This is a genomic window from Mycobacterium bourgelatii, from assembly GCF_010723575.1.
GTDB classification, from domain to species: Bacteria; Actinomycetota; Actinomycetes; order Mycobacteriales; family Mycobacteriaceae; genus Mycobacterium; species Mycobacterium bourgelatii.
This window is the reverse complement of the sequence record NZ_BLKZ01000001.1, coordinates 5,366,814-5,387,960: the sequence shown is the minus strand read 5'-3', so window position 1 is coordinate 5,387,960 and position 21,147 is coordinate 5,366,814. Positions and strand designations below refer to the sequence as shown.

At 64.3% G+C, this 21,147-nt stretch carries 21 protein-coding genes, 1 tRNA gene and 1 pseudogene; 12 read left to right on the top strand and 11 right to left on the bottom strand.

The annotated features are described in order from the left end of the window. Positions 1-151: 151 nt before the first annotated feature. A complete protein-coding gene (locus G6N68_RS22980) occupies positions 152-592 on the bottom strand; it encodes a pyridoxamine 5'-phosphate oxidase family protein (protein WP_163717290.1) in 441 nt (146 codons plus the stop codon). A gap of 159 nt (positions 593-751) precedes the next feature. After that, a complete protein-coding gene (locus tag G6N68_RS22975; protein WP_163717288.1) occupies positions 752-1,642 on the bottom strand; it encodes a LysR family transcriptional regulator in 891 nt (296 codons plus the stop codon). A gap of 125 nt (positions 1,643-1,767) precedes the next feature. Between G6N68_RS22975 and G6N68_RS22970 the strand changes: the two genes are divergently transcribed. The 8 genes from G6N68_RS22970 to G6N68_RS22935 all read left to right on the top strand — a co-directional run bounded on the left by G6N68_RS22970 (position 1,768) and on the right by G6N68_RS22935 (position 7,799). After that, entirely contained in the window at positions 1,768-2,508 is a 741-nt protein-coding gene (locus G6N68_RS22970) for an SDR family oxidoreductase (protein WP_163717286.1), read from the top strand. A 25-nt stretch (positions 2,509-2,533) separates the two neighbouring features. After that, positions 2,534-2,845 (top strand): hypothetical protein, encoded by a 312-nt coding sequence (locus G6N68_RS22965; RefSeq protein ID WP_163717284.1) that lies wholly within the window; start codon positions 2,534-2,536, stop codon positions 2,843-2,845. Continuing rightward, a complete protein-coding gene (locus G6N68_RS22960) occupies positions 2,842-3,177 on the top strand; it encodes a hypothetical protein (RefSeq protein WP_163717282.1) in 336 nt (111 codons plus the stop codon). The genes G6N68_RS22965 and G6N68_RS22960 overlap by 4 nt, the downstream gene beginning before the upstream one ends. Further along, a complete protein-coding gene (locus G6N68_RS22955) occupies positions 3,174-3,728 on the top strand; it encodes a M50 family metallopeptidase (RefSeq protein WP_163717281.1) in 555 nt (184 codons plus the stop codon). Before G6N68_RS22960 ends, G6N68_RS22955 begins: the two co-directional genes overlap by 4 nt. A gap of 35 nt (positions 3,729-3,763) precedes the next feature. Further along, entirely contained in the window at positions 3,764-4,012 is a 249-nt protein-coding gene (locus G6N68_RS22950) for a hypothetical protein (RefSeq protein ID WP_163717279.1), read from the top strand. Between the two features lie 5 nt (positions 4,013-4,017). After that, positions 4,018-5,541 carry a terminase large subunit domain-containing protein gene (locus tag G6N68_RS22945; RefSeq protein WP_163717278.1) on the top strand — a complete coding sequence of 508 codons (1,524 nt, stop codon included), beginning with the start codon at positions 4,018-4,020 and terminating at the stop codon, positions 5,539-5,541. 141 nt (positions 5,542-5,682) lie between these two features. Beyond that, positions 5,683-6,711, top strand: coding sequence for an adenine-specific methyltransferase EcoRI family protein (locus G6N68_RS22940; RefSeq protein ID WP_163717276.1), 1,029 nt, complete (start codon positions 5,683-5,685; stop codon positions 6,709-6,711). A 5-nt stretch (positions 6,712-6,716) separates the two neighbouring features. Further along, positions 6,717-7,799 carry an HNH endonuclease family protein gene (locus G6N68_RS22935; protein WP_163717274.1) on the top strand — a complete coding sequence of 361 codons (1,083 nt, stop codon included), beginning with the start codon at positions 6,717-6,719 and terminating at the stop codon, positions 7,797-7,799. A 99-nt stretch (positions 7,800-7,898) separates the two neighbouring features. On the opposite strand, the gene G6N68_RS22930 is transcribed toward G6N68_RS22935, so the two are convergent. Together G6N68_RS22930 and G6N68_RS22925 are read right to left on the bottom strand one after the other, a co-directional pair. Then, positions 7,899-7,974, bottom strand: a tRNA-Arg gene (locus tag G6N68_RS22930). A 95-nt stretch (positions 7,975-8,069) separates the two neighbouring features. Further along, positions 8,070-8,630, bottom strand: coding sequence for a TetR/AcrR family transcriptional regulator (locus tag G6N68_RS22925; RefSeq protein WP_163717272.1), 561 nt, complete (start codon positions 8,628-8,630; stop codon positions 8,070-8,072). Positions 8,631-8,732: 102 nt separating this feature from the next. Between G6N68_RS22925 and G6N68_RS22920 the strand changes: the two genes are divergently transcribed. Beyond that, positions 8,733-10,241 carry a carotenoid oxygenase family protein gene (locus G6N68_RS22920; protein ID WP_240355577.1) on the top strand — a complete coding sequence of 503 codons (1,509 nt, stop codon included), beginning with the start codon at positions 8,733-8,735 and terminating at the stop codon, positions 10,239-10,241. Positions 10,242-10,252: 11 nt separating this feature from the next. Here G6N68_RS22920 and G6N68_RS22915 read toward each other — a convergent pair whose 3' ends face one another. From G6N68_RS22915 to G6N68_RS22885, 7 genes are all read right to left on the bottom strand, one after another. Beyond that, entirely contained in the window at positions 10,253-11,077 is an 825-nt protein-coding gene (locus tag G6N68_RS22915) for an LLM class F420-dependent oxidoreductase (protein ID WP_163718884.1), read from the bottom strand. Positions 11,078-11,080: 3 nt separating this feature from the next. Further along, a complete protein-coding gene (locus G6N68_RS22910) occupies positions 11,081-12,136 on the bottom strand; it encodes a poly-gamma-glutamate hydrolase family protein (protein ID WP_163717270.1) in 1,056 nt (351 codons plus the stop codon). A gap of 314 nt (positions 12,137-12,450) precedes the next feature. Beyond that, positions 12,451-13,017, bottom strand: a complete 567-nt coding sequence (locus G6N68_RS22905; RefSeq protein WP_163717268.1) for a PE family protein — start codon at positions 13,015-13,017, stop codon at positions 12,451-12,453. Between the two features lie 121 nt (positions 13,018-13,138). Then, entirely contained in the window at positions 13,139-14,392 is a 1,254-nt protein-coding gene (locus G6N68_RS22900) for an Nramp family divalent metal transporter (RefSeq protein WP_240355825.1), read from the bottom strand. 113 nt (positions 14,393-14,505) lie between these two features. Beyond that, the gene (locus tag G6N68_RS22895; protein ID WP_163717264.1) at positions 14,506-16,026 is read right to left on the bottom strand and encodes a glycoside hydrolase family 183 protein; all 1,521 of its coding nucleotides are present in this window, start codon (positions 16,024-16,026) and stop codon (positions 14,506-14,508) included. A gap of 156 nt (positions 16,027-16,182) precedes the next feature. Further along, on the bottom strand, positions 16,183-16,896 hold the full coding sequence (locus tag G6N68_RS22890; protein ID WP_163717262.1) for an SDR family oxidoreductase: 714 nt from the start codon (positions 16,894-16,896) through the stop codon (positions 16,183-16,185). A gap of 99 nt (positions 16,897-16,995) precedes the next feature. Further along, complete coding sequence (locus tag G6N68_RS22885) at positions 16,996-17,787, bottom strand: SDR family oxidoreductase (protein ID WP_163717261.1); 792 nt, start codon at positions 17,785-17,787, stop codon at positions 16,996-16,998. A gap of 304 nt (positions 17,788-18,091) precedes the next feature. Here G6N68_RS22885 and pstS point away from each other — a divergent pair, with 304 nt between their 5' ends. The 3 genes and pseudogenes from pstS to pstA form a co-directional block, all read left to right on the top strand. Beyond that, positions 18,092-19,207 carry a phosphate ABC transporter substrate-binding protein PstS gene (gene pstS, locus G6N68_RS22880; RefSeq protein ID WP_163717259.1) on the top strand — a complete coding sequence of 372 codons (1,116 nt, stop codon included), beginning with the start codon at positions 18,092-18,094 and terminating at the stop codon, positions 19,205-19,207. Positions 19,208-19,249: 42 nt separating this feature from the next. Beyond that, the gene (pstC, locus tag G6N68_RS22875) at positions 19,250-20,191 is read left to right on the top strand and encodes a phosphate ABC transporter permease subunit PstC (protein ID WP_240355576.1); all 942 of its coding nucleotides are present in this window, start codon (positions 19,250-19,252) and stop codon (positions 20,189-20,191) included. Positions 20,192-20,207: 16 nt separating this feature from the next. Next, positions 20,208-21,086: pseudogene (pstA, locus tag G6N68_RS22870) on the top strand (phosphate ABC transporter permease PstA); the annotation flags it as partial. Positions 21,087-21,147 lie beyond the last annotated feature (61 nt).

Below are 21,147 nucleotides of genomic sequence, written 5' to 3'. Positions count from 1 at the left end.
TTGCCGCAACGGCCGTGGGGCTACCCGGAATCGGAGCGGACCAGCAGCGTGTGTGACGGCGGCTTATCTACCTTGCGCCGCAGCAGATTTGGTGCTCAGGGCTCATCAAACGCGGCCGCGGGTGTCAGGCCGTGCTTGGTCTGGTGTCCAGCTAGGCGTGCTCGGAAAGCGCCAGCGGACCCGCTGGCTGTGGCCCGAACTTGAACCGCCGCCCGCTGATCTCCATGGGGATCACGCGTACGTAGTGAGGCTTCCACGTGGCGGGCCACGGCTGCAGCTCCGTTTCCTCGGCGTCTAGGACGTCTGCGTTGGACGTAAGCAGATGCGCCCTGCCCTGGATGATCACGCTCCACCCTTCGGTGGCTGTGTGGTCGTCGGCCTCGAAAGCGACCCCCTCGCCCATCACGGCGCTGTACAGCTTGGTGCCCTGGGCAGTGCGGAAGACCAGAGTCCGACGTTGGATGGCGAAGTTGATCGGGAAAATTTCGGCCCGCCCACCCCTGATCGTGACCAATCGGCCTAACGACACGGTGGATAACAGGCTCCAGCTCTCGTCTTCACTCAGCACGGTGACCGGATCGTCCACGGACATGCCTCAGCCTAACGCGACGGCGCCACTGTGAGGAGAGGCCGAAAGAGAGTGTTGTTCCGTGTTTGCTAAGTGCGCACTTTGGGAGAAAAACTAAAGCGATCTGCTGTGGGTTTGACCCACCGGGGTACCCCGACAATCTCATGTCAGGGTGTCCGGTACTCACCCGGTCAGTTGCTCACCCGCCACGGCGACGAACTCGGTAACCAGCGGGTTCGCCTCCCCGATCCGGGTGGCGACGACGACGGTGCTGGCTGGGAACCCGCTCAGCGGCACGGTGGTCAACTCGGGGCGCACCGAACTGCGCCGGTCGCCGGCGGGAAGGACCGCGACCGCCTGTCCGGCCGCGACGAGCTCCAGCCTGTCCTCGAAACTTTCGATGAGCGGTCCGGCCGACACCGGGCCGGGTTCGCTCGGTCGATAGGACCCCGCCGGGAAGAGAGCCCGGGTACCACCGTGTGAGCAGATGACCGATTCGCCGGGCGCGAAGTCCTCCAGCCACACGGACTCCCGGCCGGCCAATGGGTGTTCTGCGTGCATCACCAACATGCGTGGCTCTTCGTAGAGCACCGTGGTTCGCACCCCGTCGGTCGGGATGAACAGCGGTGCCCTGGCCACCAGAACGTCGACCTGCCCACCGGTGAAGAGACCCTCCTCATCGCAGTCGAGATGACGGGTGCCGATGTCGGCCTCGGGGTGGCGGCGGCGCAATTCCCGGAGAACGGGTGTGATGACGAGGTCCTCGACGTATCCGATGACGATGCGGCCGGTGGGCGTGTACGCGCGGGCGGTGAGTGTGGCCCGACGCGCGGCCTGCAGCAGCGCGTGCGCTTCGGGGAGAAATGCCTTACCGGCCTCGGTGAGCAGCGCCCCCTGCGGGGTGCGGTCCAGCAAGGAGACGCCGAGACTGTGTTCCAGACGCCGGATCTGCCGGCTCAGCGCCGGCTGCGCCAGATGTAACTCCGCAGCCGCCCGGCTGAAGTTCAGATGCTCGGCAAGCACCGTGAAATATCGCACCAGACGCAACTCCAGGTCTGCCCCGGAATCATTCACCGGTCATCTCCATAAGGCGTCCAACCCGCCATCATCCGGTCGTATTCCGCGCTATGCAGTTTCGGAATACCGCGGTGCCGAGCAGGTCTTGGACAGCGACGCGGGACGGGCGAACACTCGGGTGCATGAGTAGATACGACGGCAAGAGCGTGGTCATCACCGGCGGGAGCAGCGGGCTCGGGCTGGCGGCCGCGCAATATCTGGCGGACAACGGTGCCCGGGTTCTGGTCACCGGGCGCAACCAGGACACTCTCGACGACGCCGCCCGACGCCTCGGCGACAACGGCATCGCCGTGCGCAGCGACACCAGTTCGCTCGCGGACATCGAGGCGCTGGCCGACCGGGTACAGGACGAGTTCGGTACCGCGGACGCGTTGGTGGCCAATGCGGGCATCGGTAGTTATGAGCCGTTCTTCGACGTCACCGAGCAGACTTTCGACGACGTGTTCGCGATCAATACCAAAGGGCCGTTTTTCACGGTTCAGAAACTGGCACCGCTACTGTCCGACGGCGCCGGCGTGGTGCTGACGACCTCGATCGCCAACCAGACGGGCTGGGACGCTCTCAGCGTGTATTCGGCCAGCAAGGCCGCGCTGCGCTCGATGGCGCGGACGCTGAGCCGGGAACTGTTGCCGCGGGGTATCCGGGTCAACGCCCTGAGCCCGGGCTCGATCGACACGGGGAAGTTGGACAAGGAGGTTCCGGACAAGGCCGCCGCACTCAGGGCGGAATTCGAGGAGAGCAGCCCGATGAAGCGGTGGGGCCATCCCGCCGAATTCGCCCCCGCGGTGGCCTTTTTAGCGTTCGACGCGACGTATGTCGCCGGCATCGAACTCGTCGTCGACGGTGGGGAGTCCCAGCTGTGAGCGACTATGCAGGCAAGCGGAGGGCGTGCTCGCACAGACCAACACCGTCGGGTTCATTCACCTCGGGGCGCAGTGGCTCGCCCAAGACGTCGAGGTGTTCACGCGCAACGGTGCGGCGCTGCGCTCACCGGGCGGGCACACCTACGTCGTCGGCGGCGGCTATGTCGACGGCCTCGCCGACACGATCGTCGCGACGTCGCAGCCCTACGGCTGGCGAGATGCGCCGACGGTGCGTGAGGCGATTGACGAGCGGCACAACACGTTCGCCGCGGTCGCCGAGCGCAGCTTCGTCGTCGGCGTCGAGGCCGTCGTCGGCGCGGTGACGGTGACGCCATGACCGCCGCACTCGCCGAGATCGTCGCCGTCTGCTGGGACTGCGGCGGTCCCTGCCTGACCTACAAGGGCAGCAAGCACGGCTGGCGCTGCCGAGCCTGCATCGACCGCTATCTCGATGAGGCCGCGGCCAAGGCCGACGCCTACGACGAGCGGAACCGGCAGCAGCGGATCGCCAGAAGCCGCAACACCATGACGAGCTACCAGGGCGGCAGCGCCGACGTTTCTCGGGTCAGTGCTGCTGCCGACGATCGGCGTCGGGACGACGGTCTGGCTGCGGGCCGCGTCGTCTCGGCGTCGATCTCCGAGGACAAACGAGAGGACAACGACCGATGACGCTGCGCCTGACCGACCTGACCGCACGCGAGCGGCAGCACCTTGAGACGTGCATCCACGAAGCCGGGCACGCCGTGGCCGCGACGCTGCTCGGCGGTCGCATTCTCACCGCTGCCGTTACGAACAGCCGGGTATGGGGCGTGAGCGGCAAGACCGTCCACGACGACGTGCCCGACGGCAGTTGGGCATCGACCGTCTACGCCGGGCCGTGGGCGCAGGCGCGGTGGCGTGCCGGGAAGCGACCGACGCAGCGCGAGGTGTACCGCGTGCTCGCCACAGCAGCCCAGCACGACGACCGCGCACTGCTCGCCAGCGGTGGCGCATCGGCAGTCGATCAGCGGCTGACCGGCCTGCTGACGCGCTGCTGGCCCGGTGTTGTGCGCGTGGCGCAGAAACTGCACCGCGACGGCGAGGCGACCGACGCCGACGTGCTGGCCGCGCTGGGCATCACCGACGGCGGCGGGCCGGGCAGCGTGCAACTCGCCAACCTGCGGGCCGGGCTGCGCGGCGTGCCGCCCGTCGAGCGCCGAAAGCGCACGCCCGCGGCCTGACGCCGGGCAGCGACACCGAGAGAGACGAGCCAGCCATGACGACCGAGCACCGCAGCGTCGAGTTCCTGCCCGACTACTGCCCGCGCTGCAATCCGCTCGGGCACTACGCCGACAGCCGGGATCGCGTGGCCTCGCTGACCGAGCCAACGTCGGTCACTTGGCGCGGCGGCAAGTATGTCGTGTGCCGGTATCGGTGCGACGGCTGCGGGCACCAGTGGCGGCGGGCCGACCTGTGGGACGCCCAAAGCGCCGGATTCGACCCCAAGCATCGAAAGGCCGCGTAACCGCCATGACCGATCTGATTGCCGGCCCCATCGCCGTGTTGACCGCCGTCCGCTCGCTGCGGGCGGTGCGGGCGCAGCGCCGACCGGCCTCGCCCGCCGAGCTGGCGCGTCGGCTCGATCCGAAGTTCGTTGTGACGCCGACGATCCGGCTGCTGAGCGATCTTGCGGTGCGCTCGGTCGCCGAGCCGGATCAGCGCGACATCGTGACGACGCCGCCGCGCACCGGCAAGTCGCGGCTGCTGGCGATCTGGACGATCGTGTGGGCGCTGATGCGCGACCCCGACATGCAGATCATGGTCGTCAGCTACAGCGACGAGCTGGCGCAGGAACACAGTCGCGAGGCGCGTCGGATCATCAACGAGCACGCCGATTTCCTCGGCATCCGGCTCTCACCCGACAAGACGGCGGTGGGCCGCTGGCGGGTGGACGGGCACGCGGGCGGGCTGCTGGCGACCGGCATCAACAGCGGGGCGACCGGCTTCGGTGCCAGCGGACTGATGATCATTGACGACCCGGTGAAGGACGCCGCCGAGGCCGACAGCGCCGCGCACCGTCGCCGGGTGGTCAACGAGTACCGCTCGACGCTGGCGACCCGACTGCATCCCGGCGCGTCGGTGCTGCTGGTGATGACCCGCTGGCACGAACGCGACCTCGCCGGTGAACTGCTCGACAGCGAGCCGGATGTCTGGACGCACACCAACATTCCGGCAGTCGCCGAGTCAGGGATACCTGATGCGCTGGGCCGCGCACCTGGCGTCGCGATGACCTCGGCGCTGGGCTTCACCGCTGAGCACTACGCCGCTGCTCGCCGCACCTCGGGTGAGCGGGCGTGGTTCGCGCTCTACGAGGGTGTGCCGTCAGCGCCCGAAGGCGGGCTGATCAAACGTGAGTGGCTCGACAACTGGCGGCTACCGGCAGCGCCGAGTGCGCCGAGCATGACCGTCGTGGGCGTCGACCCGAGCGACAGCGGCAGCGGTGACGCCTGCGGCATCGTGGCAGCGTCGCTGACCCGCGACGGCGTGGTGGCGGTGATCGCCGACGTCAGTGCGCCGATGACGAGCGACCAGTGGGCGCGGGCGGCGGTCGAGCTGGCGGTCGACGTCGGGGCGTCTGAGATCGCTGTCGAGAGTTTCGCCGCCCGCGAGACGTATCAGCGGGTCGTCGGCGATGCGCTGCGCCGCTACAAGCTCGACCGCCCGATCAAGGTGACCGCGTGGCCCCCGAAGGGCAGCGGGCGCGGCGGCGGCGACGCGATCGCCCGCAGCTCGGCGCTGCTGCAAGCCCTTGAGACGGGCACGGTGCGGATCGCCGGTCATCTGCCCGCCCTTGAGCAGGCCGCGGTGAGCTGGCAGCAGCATCAGCACCAGCCCGACGCGCTCGCCGCGCTGGTGGTCGCTCACGACGTGCTCGCGCACTCGATCGGGCAGCAGTGGCACATCGTCTCGCCGCTCGACATCGAGCGCCGCGCTCGTGCTGGCACCGTCACGTCACTACCACCGGCGTGGATGACCCGCCGGATCAGCGGATAGTCGGGCGTCTTACGTACCGCAAGCAGACAAACAGCATGTCACCGCCAGCAACAGCGGCGACTTCAGTACCCCCACTTCGGCGGTCTGAGAACCCGCGCGGCGCTCCTCGGGCTAGTCGGCCACACCCTCTACGCTTGGCCCATGTCCGGTCCAGTGAGAAACCAAGCCCTGGGGCGTGCCCAGCACTTGCGTGAAGACGAGTTCTACACGCAATTATCCGACATTGAACGGGAACTCAGGCACTATCGGCATCACTTCCGCGACAAAGTCGTGTATTGCAACTGTGACGACCCCCGCGTGTCCAATTTCTTTCACTACTTCTCGTACAACTTCGAACGTCTCGGCCTAAAGAAGCTCATCACTACTTGCTACAAGAACCAGAACATGGACCTGTTCAGCCGTAACGACTCAGAGCAAGCGATTTACCTGGAATATACCGGCGACCGGAACGGTAACAGCGTTCCAGACCCTAACGAGATCGGCGTTCACGCCTTGAAAGAGGACGGCGATTTTCGAAGCTCCGAGTGCGTCGAGTTACTGAAACAGGCTGACATCGTTGTGACGAATCCGCCATTCTCGTTGTTCCGAGAATACGTAGACCAGATGATGAAGCATAACAAAAAGTTTTTGATCATCGGCAATCAGAACGCTGTGGCATATATGGAGACGTTCGAGCTACTAAAAAACAACAAGATTTGGTTGGGTTATTACTCCGGCGATATGAAATTCCGAGTACCGGATTACTATGAACCGCGGGACACACGGTTTTGGATTGACGAAACCGGGCAGAAATGGCGAAGCATCGGCACCGGATGCTGGTTCACCAACCTCGATATTTCGAAACGGCACGAAGACCTGATCCTATACAAGACCTATAGCCCCGATGAGTACCCCCGATACGCGAATTATGACGCTATCGAAGTTGGCAGGATACAGGACATTCCCAATGACTATGAAGGTGAGATGGGCGTGCCAATAACCTTTTTCTACAAGTACAACCCTGATCAATTCGAAATCATCGGGTCTAGCAAGACGCTGGCTCGACCCATGTCGCAGATCGGACAACCAGGCAGCTACCAACAAGGTGGCCCGCGGTTCTATTTGCCCGAGCCGGGCGGCACCTACCGAAGACTGTATGACCGAATCGTGATCCGGCGGAAGCGCGGCTGAGCAGCGTGGACATCGAACTCAAAGAGATTACTGTCCGAGAGCTCACCAAAGGCTATGAGGACAACGAGGAACTTGGCGTGCGAGCCTACGGCGGCGACCTGGACGTGCGGCCTCCCTTTCAGCGGGAGTTCGTCTACAAAGACAAGCAGCGAGATGCGGTCATCAATACGCTGCGGCATGATTTCCCGCTCAACGTCCTGTACTGGGCGGTGCGTGAGGACGGCACCTACGAGGTGATCGACGGCCAGCAGCGCATCATCTCGATCTGCCAGTTTGTAGGGGGTGACTTCTCTTTCGAAGGCCGCTACTTTCATAACCTTCAGAGCGATGAGCAGGAACAGGTACTCGATTACAAGCTCATGGTGTATTTCTGCACCGGTACGGATAGCGAGAAGCTGGCATGGTTTAAAACCATCAACATTGCCGGAGCGGTCCTCACTGACCAAGAGCTGCGCAATGCGGTTTACGCAGGTCCTTGGGTATCTGATGCGAAGAAGTATTTCTCCAAGACCGGGTGCCCGGCTTACCTCCTCGCTAGCGACTATATGAGTGGGACGCCCATCCGGCAGGACTACCTCGAAACCGTTATTAAGTGGATCAACAATGGTGACATCGAGGGCTATATGGCGGTGCAACAGCACAAGCCCAATGCCAACGAGCTATGGCTCTATTTCCAGCAGGTGATCGCGTGGGTGAAGGCGACTTTTCCTACGCTACGCCGGGAGATGAAGTCGGTTGATTGGGGCAGGCTCTACAACGAGTTCAAAGACACCGAACTCGATCCAGTTGTACTTGAAGCGCGGATTGCCAGCCTAATGGCAGACGATGACGTGACGAAGAAGCGCGGAATTTATGTTTACGTCCTCAACGGCGACGAGCGAAACCTAAGCATCCGCGCCTTCACAGACAATCAGAAGCGCGAAGCATATGAACGCCAGCAGGGGGTGTGCCCCGTCTGCGGGGAGTACTTCGAGCTAGCCGAGATGGAGGCTGACCACATCACGCCGTGGCACGCTGGCGGTAGAACCATTGCAGCCAACTGCCGGATGCTGTGCAAGGACGACAACCGCACTAAGGGAGGCGTCTGATCCCCGGCTCCCAAGCCGCCGCGCCGTCCGGACAAGGTTTTCCGAAGGCGCTCACGTTGCCCGAAAATTGCCCGTATACGGGTAAAACATGCACTGAACTGGTGCCCCCGGCAGGATTCGAACCTGCGACACCGGCTTTAGGAGAGCCGTGCTCTATCCCCTGAGCTACGAGGGCGGACGGGGCGATTCGTGACGAAAACCCGAGTTCCGGTACGGATCGTGTGCGCCGCGGCGCGCCGACTCAGCCTACCGTGACGTGTCGGGAACGGATCAATCAATGGTGATCGCGCGGGTCACCGCGTCCGCGACTTCTTCGTCGGTCAGCGTGCTGCGTTCGATAAGGGCGTGCGAGAGCACTGTTCGGACGATGATCTCGGCTGCCTGCATGGGCGGCAACAGCGGACGTGGATACTTCGTGGCGGCAATGGCAGGTGCCACGGTCGCGGCCATGCTTTGAACGACTGTCATCCGCGTCTCACCGATCTGCAGCACGGCCCGCAGCAGCCAGTGCGGTTCGTGGTCACGCACGTAGGTGAAAGCGGCGCTATGCCGCAGGTAGCGCAGCGCGGCGAGGACGGTCGCGGGCACCACGCGCACCGGATCGCCGTGCATGTCCACGCTGGCCATCACCTCGTGGGCCATGTGCTGCACCTCGTGTTGCGCTACCGCGGAGATCAACCCGTCTTTGTCGCCGAATTCGCGATAGGCCGTCGCGCGCGAGACGCCGGCGTGCCTGGCCACCTGACTCAGGGTCAGTGCATCGATGCCGCTCTGCGCAATCAGCTGCAAAGTCGCCTCTAGCAGCGCTTCGGACGAACGAGTGGAGCCCATTATCGGTATTTCTACCGCCCAGCGGTGCGGCCTGTTGACCCCGTCATCAACTGAGACTAACTTGAGCCAGAGTCTCAGTTCCCGAAGCCTAAGGAGCGCGCGGTGACGAACCAGACGGCAGCCGTGCTTGACCTGTCGAGATTGCCGGGATTGCAGCGGTACTTGGCGTCGTTGTCCCACGACGAACGAGTTCAGGCCACCGACCGGCTTGCGGCGCTGTCCAGTGCGGACCTGCTCAGCCTCGGCGTCAGCGAACCGCAACACACCGAGCACGACTACCGGGTGGAAGAGATCGAGGGGACCATTCCCCCCGAGCTGTCCGGGACGCTGTACCGCAACGGTCCCGGACGCTGGGAGGACCACACCGGCCGTCCCTTGCATCATCTGTTCGACGGTGACGGCATGCTGTCCGCCTTCACCATCCGCGACGGCGGTTTGCACTACCGCAACCGGTACGTGCGCACGCGCCACTACCAGGGCAAGACCGGAACCACGCATTTGGGCACCGCGGCGCCCGGCGGCTGGCGGGCCAACATCGCCAAGACACCGCCAAACTTGGCCAATACCAATGTCGTTGAGCATGCTGGCCGGCTGTATGCGTTATGGGAAGGCGGAGCGCCCTACGAGGTCGATCCCGACACGCTGGACACCATCGGCGTACGTCACTTTGGCGGTGAGTTGCGCAAGGGGGCAACGTTCTCCGCGCATCCCTGCGTCTGTCCCCGGACCGGCGATCTGTACAACTTCGGTGCCGAATTCATCCCGCGACCGCACCTGCGCATCTACCGCGCCGATCCGCAAGGCGCCCTTGAGTACCTGCGTTCGGTCCGGTTGCCGTACCTGGCGATGCTGCACGATTTCGCGATCACGGAGCGCTATCTGGTCTTTGTGCTGTCGCCGATCATGACCAACTTGCTGCAAGTCGCTCTGGGCCGCAAGCCAGTCGGTGACACACTGCACTACCGCCCCGAGCGCGGCAGTCTCTTCGTCCTCGTGCCACGCGACGGCGGCGACGTTCGTTTCGTCGACTCCCCGGCGATACTGCAATTCCACCTCAGTAACGCTTACGACGACGGTGACGACGTCGTCGTCGACGTCATCACGTACGAAAACCCACAGCTGCTCAAGAGCATCGCGCGGTTCCAGACCACCCCACTTCGTGAATCGCCCGGGGAATTCACCCGCTTCCGCGTCACCAAATCGAATCGAGTCATCCGAGAGCCGTTGAGCGACACCGTCTCTGAGTTTCCCCGACACCACCCCGACCGCGAGGGGCGTAATTACCGCTACGCCTACCTCACCAGTCGGCGGCGGCTGTCATCGGTGTACGACTCGATCACCAAACTGGACCTGAGTGACAACACCGAGACCACCTACGAGGCGCCGGGCGACGGCAACAGTTTTTGCGAACCGGTTTTCGTCCCCCGGCCAGACGCGACCACCGAGGACGACGGCTGGCTGTTGTCGGTCGAATACCAGGCCAAGGAGCACCTGTCCCGACTGGTCATTCTGGACGCCAAAGACGTTGCGGGCGGACCCATTGCCACTGCCCAACTCGCCCACCACATCCCCCAGGGATTTCACGGCAATTTCGTGGCCCGACAGCGCTGACGCCGGGCGGCTCAACGTAATTCGGCGATCACCTTCGCGAACGTCTCGACGTGGTTGTCCTGCACGGTGAAGTAGGTGATGCCGTACTTGTCGCGGTGGCATCTCAGCTTGTCGGCCATCTCGGTAGGTGACCCGCTAAGTACTGCGGGCAAGGCCAACAACTCCTCGTCGGACAAGTCCGGTGCGTTGCGGCGGGTCAACGACAAGCTGGGTTTCCGTTCGCCTTCGCGAGGGACCGCGGTGATGACGAGATTCAGTTCGAGCGGGTCAAACCGCTCTTTGGCGGCGTTGCGGACGAATTCGATGCGCTCGGCAAGCGGATCCTCGACGTCGCGCACCTTTGCTCCGGTCAGCCCGATGATGTCGGCGTGCCGCGCGGCCAGCGTCATCACCCGGTCGCCGCTGCCGGCGATCATGATCGGCACCGCCGGGTGGTGCTGGCAGAAATAGGCGGCCATGTGTTCCAGATGGTCGACACGTGCGCCCGCGCTGGGATAGGGGAGTTCGGCGGCCTCGAATTCTTCTCTGACGTAGCCGGCGCCCAGGCCCAGTTCCAGGCGCTCGTCGCTGAGCACCTGCAACGCTTCGACGTCGCGCGCTAGCAGGGCCGGTTTGTAGAAGCCGGCGTTGAGGACGTACATGCTCAGGCGGATCTTCGTCGTGACCATGGCGACCGCGGTCAGCGTCGGAAACGGTGCCGCCGCTCCCAGGTGGTCGGGCACGCAGAGCACGTCATAACCAAGGTCCTCGGCACGCTTGGCAAGATCGACCAACCCCGCCCGAGATTTGAAGAAGCGGACGCTGAGTCCGAAGCGAAAATCCTTGGTCACCAACAACACCTACCAGGAGCGTGCGGCGGCCACCAAACCCTGCACCAGGGCGGAGGTGACCGGAGACAAGCCATCCTCGCCGGGGAGCGGACTGCGGGGGCTGAGACCTCGGACGCGAACCGACAACTCCAACTGGGTTCCGCCCCCGCGCACCCGGTTGACCGGATTGTCCGAATGGAGGCCCCGCAGTTCCAACGGAATGGCGTCGAGGTCGGTGACGACCTGATAACCGGGCAGGTGGAGGTGGCGGTGCAGGTGTGCGGCCAGTGTGCGATTACGCCCGCCGGCCAAGAGTTGGGTGCTGCGACCGATACGGCCGTAGCCGTGCAGCGAGACGACGACGTCGACGTGGTCGAGGAACTCGGCCAGTCGTTCGGATTCCGCGGGATCGAAGCGGGCCGACGGCAGATGATGCGGATAGCGGTCGGGATGCCGCAGTAGGTAAACCGATGCCTCGGCGGCCTCGGCCGCGCGTTCGGCGATCACGTCGGTCATCTGCTCCAGGCCGCCGCCGTGGATGGCCAGGAAGCCGAAGCGTGACCGAAGGTGGCTGACCTCGACCACGCCGGGCTCGTTCAGCAACGCCGAAAGCGACTGTGGCGCTGGTGTATTCGGGGTAGAAGGCTTCGGCCAGTGCGTCGGGTCCCAGCGGTGCAGAAAGTCGATCCAGCGCTGGGGGAGTCCGTGGTGGCGGGCTCCGTCGATGATGCGCGGCAGGTAGCCCGGACGCGGTGGCCCGGGAGTGACGCGGTGGTCGATGTACACCCAGGCCGGCGCCGGGCCGTCGTCGGTCGCCACCGTCATCCGGTCGCGCCGATACCGCACCGGCACGCCCTCGGCGCTGTCCAGGGCCGCCAGGTCGTGGTCCGATATCTGCCACAGCACGCCGTGGACCTGGCTTCCGGTGAAGGGTTCCACGGTGGCTACACCGCGCTGATTGATCAGCCAGTCGTGATCGGACAGCACCGCCGGGCGGGGATCAGCGGCGTCGGGACAGCGGGCGGCCATCTGCTGAACGCACAGATTGGATCCGTACGCGAAGTAGGGGTGCCGGCGGGCCGGCATTCAGCCGGTGGCTCTCGAACATGTCGGCGAGTTCGACAGCATGAGTTGTGTTGGCAAGCTGACTCCCGCGAGTCTTCGACGACGACACGTCCATCCTGCCGTACTTGGCGAGGTGCCCGCCACGCGGCGGCAGTGCACTCAGATGAGGTGGGGTGGGCTTTATGCAATCCCGACCGCGGCAGACGGAGAAAAGTGCAACTAAACGGATGCTGCGACGACACCCATTGCCGTATTAAAACTAATGGTTTCAAAGGCAAGGAATGCCCCGCTCGGCGTGATGGATTCGTCTCGGGCGCGGAGCCCCAACGGGACGCTCACGCGATTGCTGTAAGCAGGCGGAATGGGATCGTGAGGAGCGTGAGCAGAAGGGTCTCGCCGTAGCTGGCGAACGGGGCGAGTGGCATTGCAAACTGGGATGCCAGGGCTAATGTGCCCCCGAACGCGAACAACGCAAAGATAAAGTAGGAAACAAATAAAACCGCTAGCAACGCGGCCAGAGCGATTTCTAATACACTTAGGAAGGAAAACAATAACGGACCGTATCCACTGGTCACGAGAAACGACTCGACTGACGAGATTAAAGGCTGCAACAGACCGACGTTGATCGCCTCAGCTCCGGCATACATGCCCGCGCTGGCGTTCAAGTGCTGCACAAAATCCTCATGAAACTGCGCGGTCTGGCGGGCCAAGACCTGGTACTCCTGGCCGAAACCGGAAAACAGCTGCGCGATGCCCACCGACACCTCATCGGCTGCGGCGGGAGCCACAGTGCCGGTTGGGCCTGCAGCCGTCAGGTGCGCCTCGTCGAGTGCTGAGCCAATCGCCTCCAGGTGCGTTGCCGCCTCAGCCATCAGCTCCGGCGTTGCGATGACAAGCGACATGGGGCCCTCCCTCGGCAAACGGCCAATGGCACTGCACAATTGAGTCTCACCCGAGGTGACCGTGCGGGTTTCAGTAGTCGATTACTGAATTTCGGCCAGTGCGCCGCAAAGCGCTAACCCCTTAACCGGTCAGGGTCAGAAAAATCAGCACCAGGTTGAGCAAGGTGATCATCACCGCCACAACCCAGCCGATAGCCGTCGTCGCGCGATGGTTGATATCACTCCCCATGATCTCGGGGTTGCTGGTCAACCGGACCAACGGCAGCACCGCGAACGGTATGCCGAATGACAGCACGACCTGGGAAAGCACCAAGGTGCGGGTGGGGTCGACGCCCCACGCCAGAATCGCGATCGCAGGGCCCAAAGTGACCAGGCGGCGCACCACCATCGGAACCGTCCAGTGCAGTAGGCCCTGCATGATCATTGCGCCGGCGTAGGCGCCCACGGACGCCGATGCCAAGCCCGACGCCAGCAGGCCAATCGCAAACAGCACCGCGATCGTCGCCCCCAAGGTGTCGTGGACGGCAATGTAGGCCCCATCGATCGAGGCGGTGTCGTCTCCGCGTCCCCGCATGTTCAGCGCCGCAACCAGCAGCATCGCCGCGTTCACCCCGCCCGCCGTGACCATGGCGAGCCCGACGTCCCATCGGGTTATCCGCAGCAGGCGTTTCCGGACCGGACCCGGCTCCGGATGGCCGTGGCGGTCACGCGCCAGCCCCGAATGCAAGTAGACGGCGTGGGGCATCACGGTGGCCCCCAGGATCGCCGCCGCCAGCAGCACACTCTCGGTGCCCTGGAAACGCGGCACCAGTCCGCCGAAGACGGCGCTTGGGGGAGGGGTGGCGACAAAAAAGCTGGCGGTGAATCCGACAGCGATCACCAACAGCAAACCGGTGATGACTCGCTCGAAGATGCGCTGCCCGCGACGATCTTGAATGAGCAACAGCGCCAGCGAGATCACCCCGGTGATGATCCCGCCAAGGGCAAGCGGCAGGCCGAACAGGATGCGCAACGCGATCGCGCCGCCGACCACCTCGGCCAGGTCGGTTGCCATTGCGACGATCTCGGCCTGTGCCCAGTAGATCAGCCGCGTCGGCCGACCCATTCGCAGGCCGATGGCCTCGGGCAGCGAGCGGCCGGTGACCAACCCGAGCTTGGCCGAGAGGTACTGCACCAGTCCGGCCATCACGTTGGCCGCGACAATCACCCACAGCAGCAAATAGCCGAACTGGGCACCCGAGCTGACGTTGGCCGCCACATTCCCGGGGTCGACGTACGCGATCGCCGCGACGAAAGCGGGTCCGAGCAGATACCAGCTCGTCTTGACCGAGGTGTCCTGCGCCAACTCACCGACTTTCGATCCGCGCCACCGAATAGAAAGCGAGGGTAGTCGAACCCCACTGGGCTGCTACGCCGAGATTGCCGTCGTGGTCGTCATGCGCGCTGCGAGCACGACCATGACGGCCATCTCGACGCCTCGAAACGGAGCTATCCCAGCGAGGTGTGCATCAACATCACGTCGTATGCGGACCACAGGGACAGGTTGAAGAACACGTCCTTGCCCGTCGTCCAGGGGTGCATCATCGGCGCGTAGATGCCGCCGGGCATGGAGAAGTTGGAGACCAACAACTGCTCCGGGCTGTAGGGTCCCTGCGGCGTGGGTGCGGTCCGTGCCACCACGTCGTTGGCGCCGTTGGTGTACATCACCAAATACTGCTTGAGGTAGGTGTTGTACTGGGCCGACATCTCGGCGACTGGGCCGGGGATCACCGGGGTGGCCGCAGACGGCTTGTTCGGCACCCATGAGTTCGAATCACCGTTCCAGTATTCGTATTTGGTGAGATCCGGAATGAAGCGCGGCTGCACGCGCGACAGGTGGGCCGAGCCGCCGCGTCCATTCGGTGTGCCGAAGGAGTACAGGTAGCCGTCGGCCCCCTTGACGTAGGCGCCCATCTGGAAATTTTCGTTGCCCTCGACATAGGGGACCCGGGCGGCGTCCGGTCCGTTGGCGCGGATGGTGCCGGGGTAGACCGCCCAGTTCTGGCCGTTGTCGGTAGACATCGCGACGCCCGAATAGTTCGTCCACCATTCTCCGTCGCGACCCCAGTCCTTGATGGACATGAAGTTGATGTACTGCGTCTTCCCGATGGAGATCGCGGCGGTCGGAATGATTCCCGTCTCTTCCTTGGCGAACTTGATGCTGTTGATCACCTGCTTGGAGAAGCCCGGTTGCTGCGTCGGTGAGCCCGCGTATCTGTTGTGGGGGTCGCCGTCGGCCACGTGCAGTCCGTGGGACAGGTCCGTGTCGTTGCTGCGGAACAGGACGTTATAGCGCCATTGGTCGCCGTGGACGGCGCAGTAGCCGAAGGTGTCGCCGAACGCCATGAGTACCTGGTGGTTCGCGGGATCGCCGTTGTCCCAAAGGATTCCGAGGTCGGTCCCGGAGATGCCGAAGCGTTGCAGGGTCTTGTTGGGGCTTTCCGGGCCGGTCACCCACTCGACCAGCGATGTGTTGGAATTCGCGAGCGCGGCCATCGCATCCGGCGCGCCATCCGGCGGAGCAGGGACCGCCGCATCCGGAACGGGGGCGGGGTTGGGCGGCACGGCGGCCTGCGGATTCAGCTGTGCGGCGTCGGGGCCCTGGCCCGCGGCGGGCGGCGTGGGAGCCGGCGGCGCGGGGTTGGCTTGCGGGACGCGCGCCTGCTGTTGCAGGGGCGCCGAATAGCGTTGCCCCGGTGGCACTACGCGCTGCAGCGGACCCAACCGGGGTAGCGGCGCACGCTCATTGGCGCCGCGCGGGCGGGGTCCTCTGTTTATCGGGCCGAGGACCTTGCCGCCCGGGTTGGTCACGACCGCGTTCGGCGGCGGCGGCACGTTCGCCTCCGGCGCGCTGCACGGCAGGGCGTGCGCCGCCGGAGCGAGTCCGGTGGCGATGCTTATCGGAAGCAAAAGTCCGACAGCCGCAGTGGCGGCCAGCGAAACCGGAAACAAGCGAGGAATCGCCGACATGTCACACCTTCCGCGGGGCGAAGCGCCCCAGTTGACGCTCGCTATTGACTGATGTGACGATAGTTATTGGCGGTGCTGTTGTGACCTGTGATGAGCCGATAGGTACCCACCCGTGACCGTGTCGCAACCCCTTTGTTCACTCGCAGAAGCGAGGTTTCACGCGGCGCTGATGCTCCCGCCGCCGTCGACGTGAACGATCTGACCGGTGATGTATCCCGCGTCCTCGTGCAGCAACATGCAAATCACGTGGGCGATTTCGCCCGGAGTCCCGACCCGGTGCAGCGGAATGGCGTTCAGTAGGCGGGCTTCCCGCTCCGACCCGGCGGGGCTGCGCAGCCGGTACAGCTCGGTCTCCACCGGGCCTGGTGCCACGCAGTTCACGGTGATACCGGTCCGGGCAAGCTCGCTCGCCCAGATGCGAGTGCTCGTCTCGAGTGCGGCCTTGGCCGAGGCATAGGGCGTGCGCTCGGCCGTACCCTGCGTCGTCAGGCTGGAGACGTTCACGATGCGTCCCCATCCCGCGTCGAGCATGCCGGGCAGCACAGCCTGAACCACCTGAACCGCGGTGCGCACGTTCAAGTCGTAGGTCAGTGCCAGATCGTCCAGGTCGATCTCGCCGATCCGGCCGAATTTGGCGAAGCCGAAGTTGTTGACCACGGCATCGACTCGGCCATCTGCGACGATGCGCGCCAAGGCTTCCGCCGTCGCGTCCCGGTCGCCGAGATCCACCGCGTAGAAGCTGCCGGGGAAGTCCGCCGGCGCAGTCCGGGCGATCCCGATCGGTTCGTTGCCCGCTGCGGCTACCCGGTCGGCAACCGCGCGGCCAATTCCCTTCGACGCCCCGGTAACCAGGACCCGTCGCTTCGGCATCATGTCCCCTTTCGCTGTGACACCGATTGGCAACGCAACGACCGCCGGGCTGATTCCGGGGATCACCTGCATTCAGCGAGAGACTTGCGCCACAACGGCTTACAGATCCGGGACCGGTATCTCCATGTTGGGGAACGTGAGGCCACCGTCGACCTCCAAGGTCTTGCCCGTCAGGAAACTGCCAGCCGGGGACGCCAGATACACTGCCGCAGCGGCGATGTCGACGGGATCGCCAAGGCGGCGCAGCGGTGTCGCCCGCTCCAATTGCGTGCGCAGTTCGTCGTTGGAGGCGACGATGTCCAGCGCGGAGGTAAGGATCGAGCCCGGCGCGATCGCATTGACCCGGATGCGGGGGCACAGGTCGAGGGCCGTCAAGCGGGTGTAGTGCGACAACGCGGCCTTGGCGGTGCCGTAGGCCGCAAAACCGCGTCCCGCCAGTCGGCCGATCGCCGAGGTGATGTTGATGATGCTGCCGCCGCCGGAATGCTCGAGCATCAACGGCACAGCCGCGACGGTCAGCGCGTGAGCGGTACCGACATTGAACGTGAATGCGTCCTTGAGGTCCTTGGTCGAGGTGTTCAGCAGCGTGTTGGGCATGGTTCCGCCGACGTTGTTGACGACGATGTCCAATTTCCCGAAGGCCTCCACCGCCTGAGCCGCCAACTGCGCCGTGACGTCGGGATGGGCCAGGTCGCCGGCGACGACGTGCGCGCGGCGGCCGGCCGCCCGGACCTGTTCGGCGACTTCGTCGAGTTGCGATTGTGTTCGCGAACCGATCACGACGTCCGCGCCTGCTTCGGCGAAGGCCAGCGCGATCGCCGCGCCGAGGCCGCGGCCGGCGCCGGTGATGACGGCGACCTTGTCGTCGAGGCGGAACCTGTCGAGGATCACTGCGGTCTCGTTTCAGTCAATGGACGGGCTTGGATCGGAACTCATTGAAACAGGTGCAACCGGACGTGCTTCGGACGGGCGCGTCGAGGCTCATCTCCGTTTTGGCCGTGTTGCGGTGGCCCATAATCTGTTTGAATTCAGGGCGGAAGAACGATCGCGATATGGCTCCCGAGGGGCTCGATTAGCTGTTTCCTAGGGGGGTTACTTGTTGTTAATGTAGCTGGAAGGCTGCGAAGGAACGGCTGGTGACGGGCCGCGGCTTACGAGTGGCGGCAAGGATGTTTCATTACCGTTAGGAACTGAATTGAAGCTCAACCGATTTGGCGTCGCGCTCAGTGTCTTGGCTTCCGGAGCATTGGTTTTGTCGGGATGCGGCAGCGACAACAACGCAAGTGGGGGAGGCACCACCGGGTCCGGTGGCGCGTCGGGCAACGTGAGTTGCGGCGGTAAGAAAGATCTGAAGGCCAGCGGGGCCACCGCGCAGGCCAACGCGATGACCCGTTTCATCAAGGCTTTTGAGGAGGCTTGCCCAGGGCAGACCTTGAACTACACCGGTAACGGCTCGGGTGCCGGCATCAAGGAATTCACGGGCAAGATAACCGACTTCGGTGGGTCGGACTCACCCCTGAGTCCTGCCGAGGCGGCGGCCGCCAAAGAGCGCTGCGGCTCGGAGGCATTGAACCTGCCGGTCGTCTTCGGTCCCATCGCGGTGACGTACAACCTGCCCAGCGTCTCGTCGCTCAACCTGGACGGCCCCACCCTGGCGAAGATCTTCAACGGCGGCATCACCACCTGGAACGATCCCGCTATCGTGGCGCTCAACTCGGGGACCAACTTGCCCGATACGCCCATCCACGTGGTGTTCCGCAGCGACGAGTCGGGAACTACCGACAACTTCCAGAAGTACCTCGATGCCGCGTCCAACGGCGGGTGGGGTAAGGGCGCCGGCAAGGTGTTCAACGGCGGTGTCGGCGAGGGCGCCAAGGGCAACGACGGCACCTCCGCTGCGGTCAAGAGCACCGAAGGGTCGATCACCTACAACGAGTGGTCGTTTGCCCAGGCGCAGAACCTGAGCATGGCGAAGATCATTACGTCTGCCGGTCCGGAGCCCGTCGCGATCAGCACCGACTCGGTGGGCAAGACGATTGCCGGCGCCACGATCAGCGGGCAGGGCAACGACCTCACGATCGACACGCTGTCGTTCTACCGGCCGACGCAGCCGGGCTCCTACCCGATCGTGCTGGCAACCTATGAGATTGTCTGTTCGAAGTATCCGGACGCCCAGGTGGGCACCGCCGTTAAGGCCTTCCTGCAGGCGACCATCGGACCGGGCCAAAATGGGTTGGGTGACAACGGTTACATACCGATTCCCGACTCGTTCAAGTCGAGGCTGTCGACCGCGGTCAACTCCATCTCCTGATCAGAGGTCGACGTGGGCAATGGCTCGGTAGCCAAGTCTGCGTTGGCTGATGTAGATCCGCACTCGGCGCGGATCAGGGAGCGGCTGTTCAAGTTCGCGGCATCGGCCGCGGGATCTGCGATCGTCGTCGCCATCGGGCTGATCGCGTTGTTCCTGCTGGTCCGCGCCATCCCGGCGCTCCGGGCGAATGACGCGAACTTCTTCACCAGTGCGAAGTTTGAGACCTCCACTGACAGGGTTGCGTTCGGTATCCGTGACCTCTTCATGGTCACGGTGTTGAGCTCTATCACCGCTCTCGTACTGGCCGTGCCGATTGCTGTGGGGATTGCGGTGTTCCTCACTCAATATGCGCCGCAGCGGTTGTCGCGTCCGTTCGCCGCGATGGTCGATCTGCTCGCCGCGGTGCCCTCGATCGTCTACGGGCTGTGGGGGATCTTCGTGCTGGCACCGCAGATCGAGCCGCTGGCGCGATTTCTGAACGAGAACCTGGACTGGATTTTCTTGTTCAGTAAGGGCAACGTGTCGCTGGCGGGCGGCGGGACGATTTTCACCGCCAGCATCGTGCTCGCCGTGATGATCCTGCCCATCATCACCTCGGTATCGCGAGAAGTGTTCCGCCAGACCCCAAAGATGCAGATCGAAGCGGCGCAGGCGTTGGGCGCGACGAAATGGGAGGTGATCCGAACTACGGTGCTGCCGTTTGGTCGCAGCGGTGTAATCGCGGCGTCGATGCTGGGGCTGGGCCGCGCTCTGGGCGAGACCGTGGCGGTGCTGATCATCCTGCGTTCGGCGGCGAAGCCAGGAAACTGGTCACTGTTCGACGGCGGCTACACCTTTGCGTCCAAGATCGCCTCTGCCGCTGCGGAATTCAGTGAACCGCTGCCCACCGGGGCCTATATCTCGGCGGGCTTCGCACTGTTCGTGCTGACGTTCGTGGTCAACGCCGCCGCCCGTGCGGTGGCCGGCGGAAAGGTCAACGGGTAGCACCGATGCGCGGCCTATGAGTATCGATACGCTCGACATGCCGGTCAAGGCGGTGGTGTTTCGGCCGGTGAGCTTTAGGCGGCGGCTCGAGAACAGCGTCGCCGCAGTGTTTTTCTTTGCCTCCTTCCTCATCGCGTTGGTGCCGCTGATCTGGCTCCTGTCGGTCGTTGCCATACGGGGCTGGCGAGCCGTCGTTAATTCGGAATGGTGGACCCACTCGCTGCGCGGCGTATTGCCCCAAGAGTTCACGGGCGGCGTGTTCCACGCGATCTATGGGACGTTGGTGCAGGCCGGAATCGCGGCTCTGCTGGCGGTGCCGCTGGGCATGCTGACCGCGGTGTACCTGGTGGAATACGGCACTGGCCGACTGGCGCGGGTAACCACCTTCATGGTCGACGTGCTCGCCGGGGTGCCCTCGATTGTGGCGGCGCTGTTCATCTTTGCCCTCTGGATATCAACCTTTGGATATCCGCAGAGTGCTTTCGCCGTGTCGCTGGCGTTGGTCTTGCTCATGTTGCCAGTGGTGGTGCGAGCCACCGAAGAGATGCTCAGGCTGGTGCCTGATGAGCTGCGAGAAGCCAGCTACGCGTTAGGTATTCCGAAATACCGGACCATCGTTCGCATCGTCGCCCCGATCGCGGCACCCGGCATTCTGTCCGGAGTCCTGTTGGCGGTCGCCCGCGTCGTCGGCGAAACGGCGCCGGTCCTGGTGCTGGTCGGATACAGCCGTTCGATCAACTACGACGTCTTTGACGGCAACATGGCGTCGCTGCCGTTGCTGATCTACAGCGAGCTCACCAACCCCCAACCGGCGGGTGTCCTGCGGGTATGGGGTGCGGCCCTGACGCTGATCATTATCGTGGCGCTGATCAATCTGTGCGCCGGCATATTTCGGTCGCCTCTCGGCCGCATGTTCTTCCGATTCGTGTTCTCAGTCGTAGGTTCCACGCTGCGGT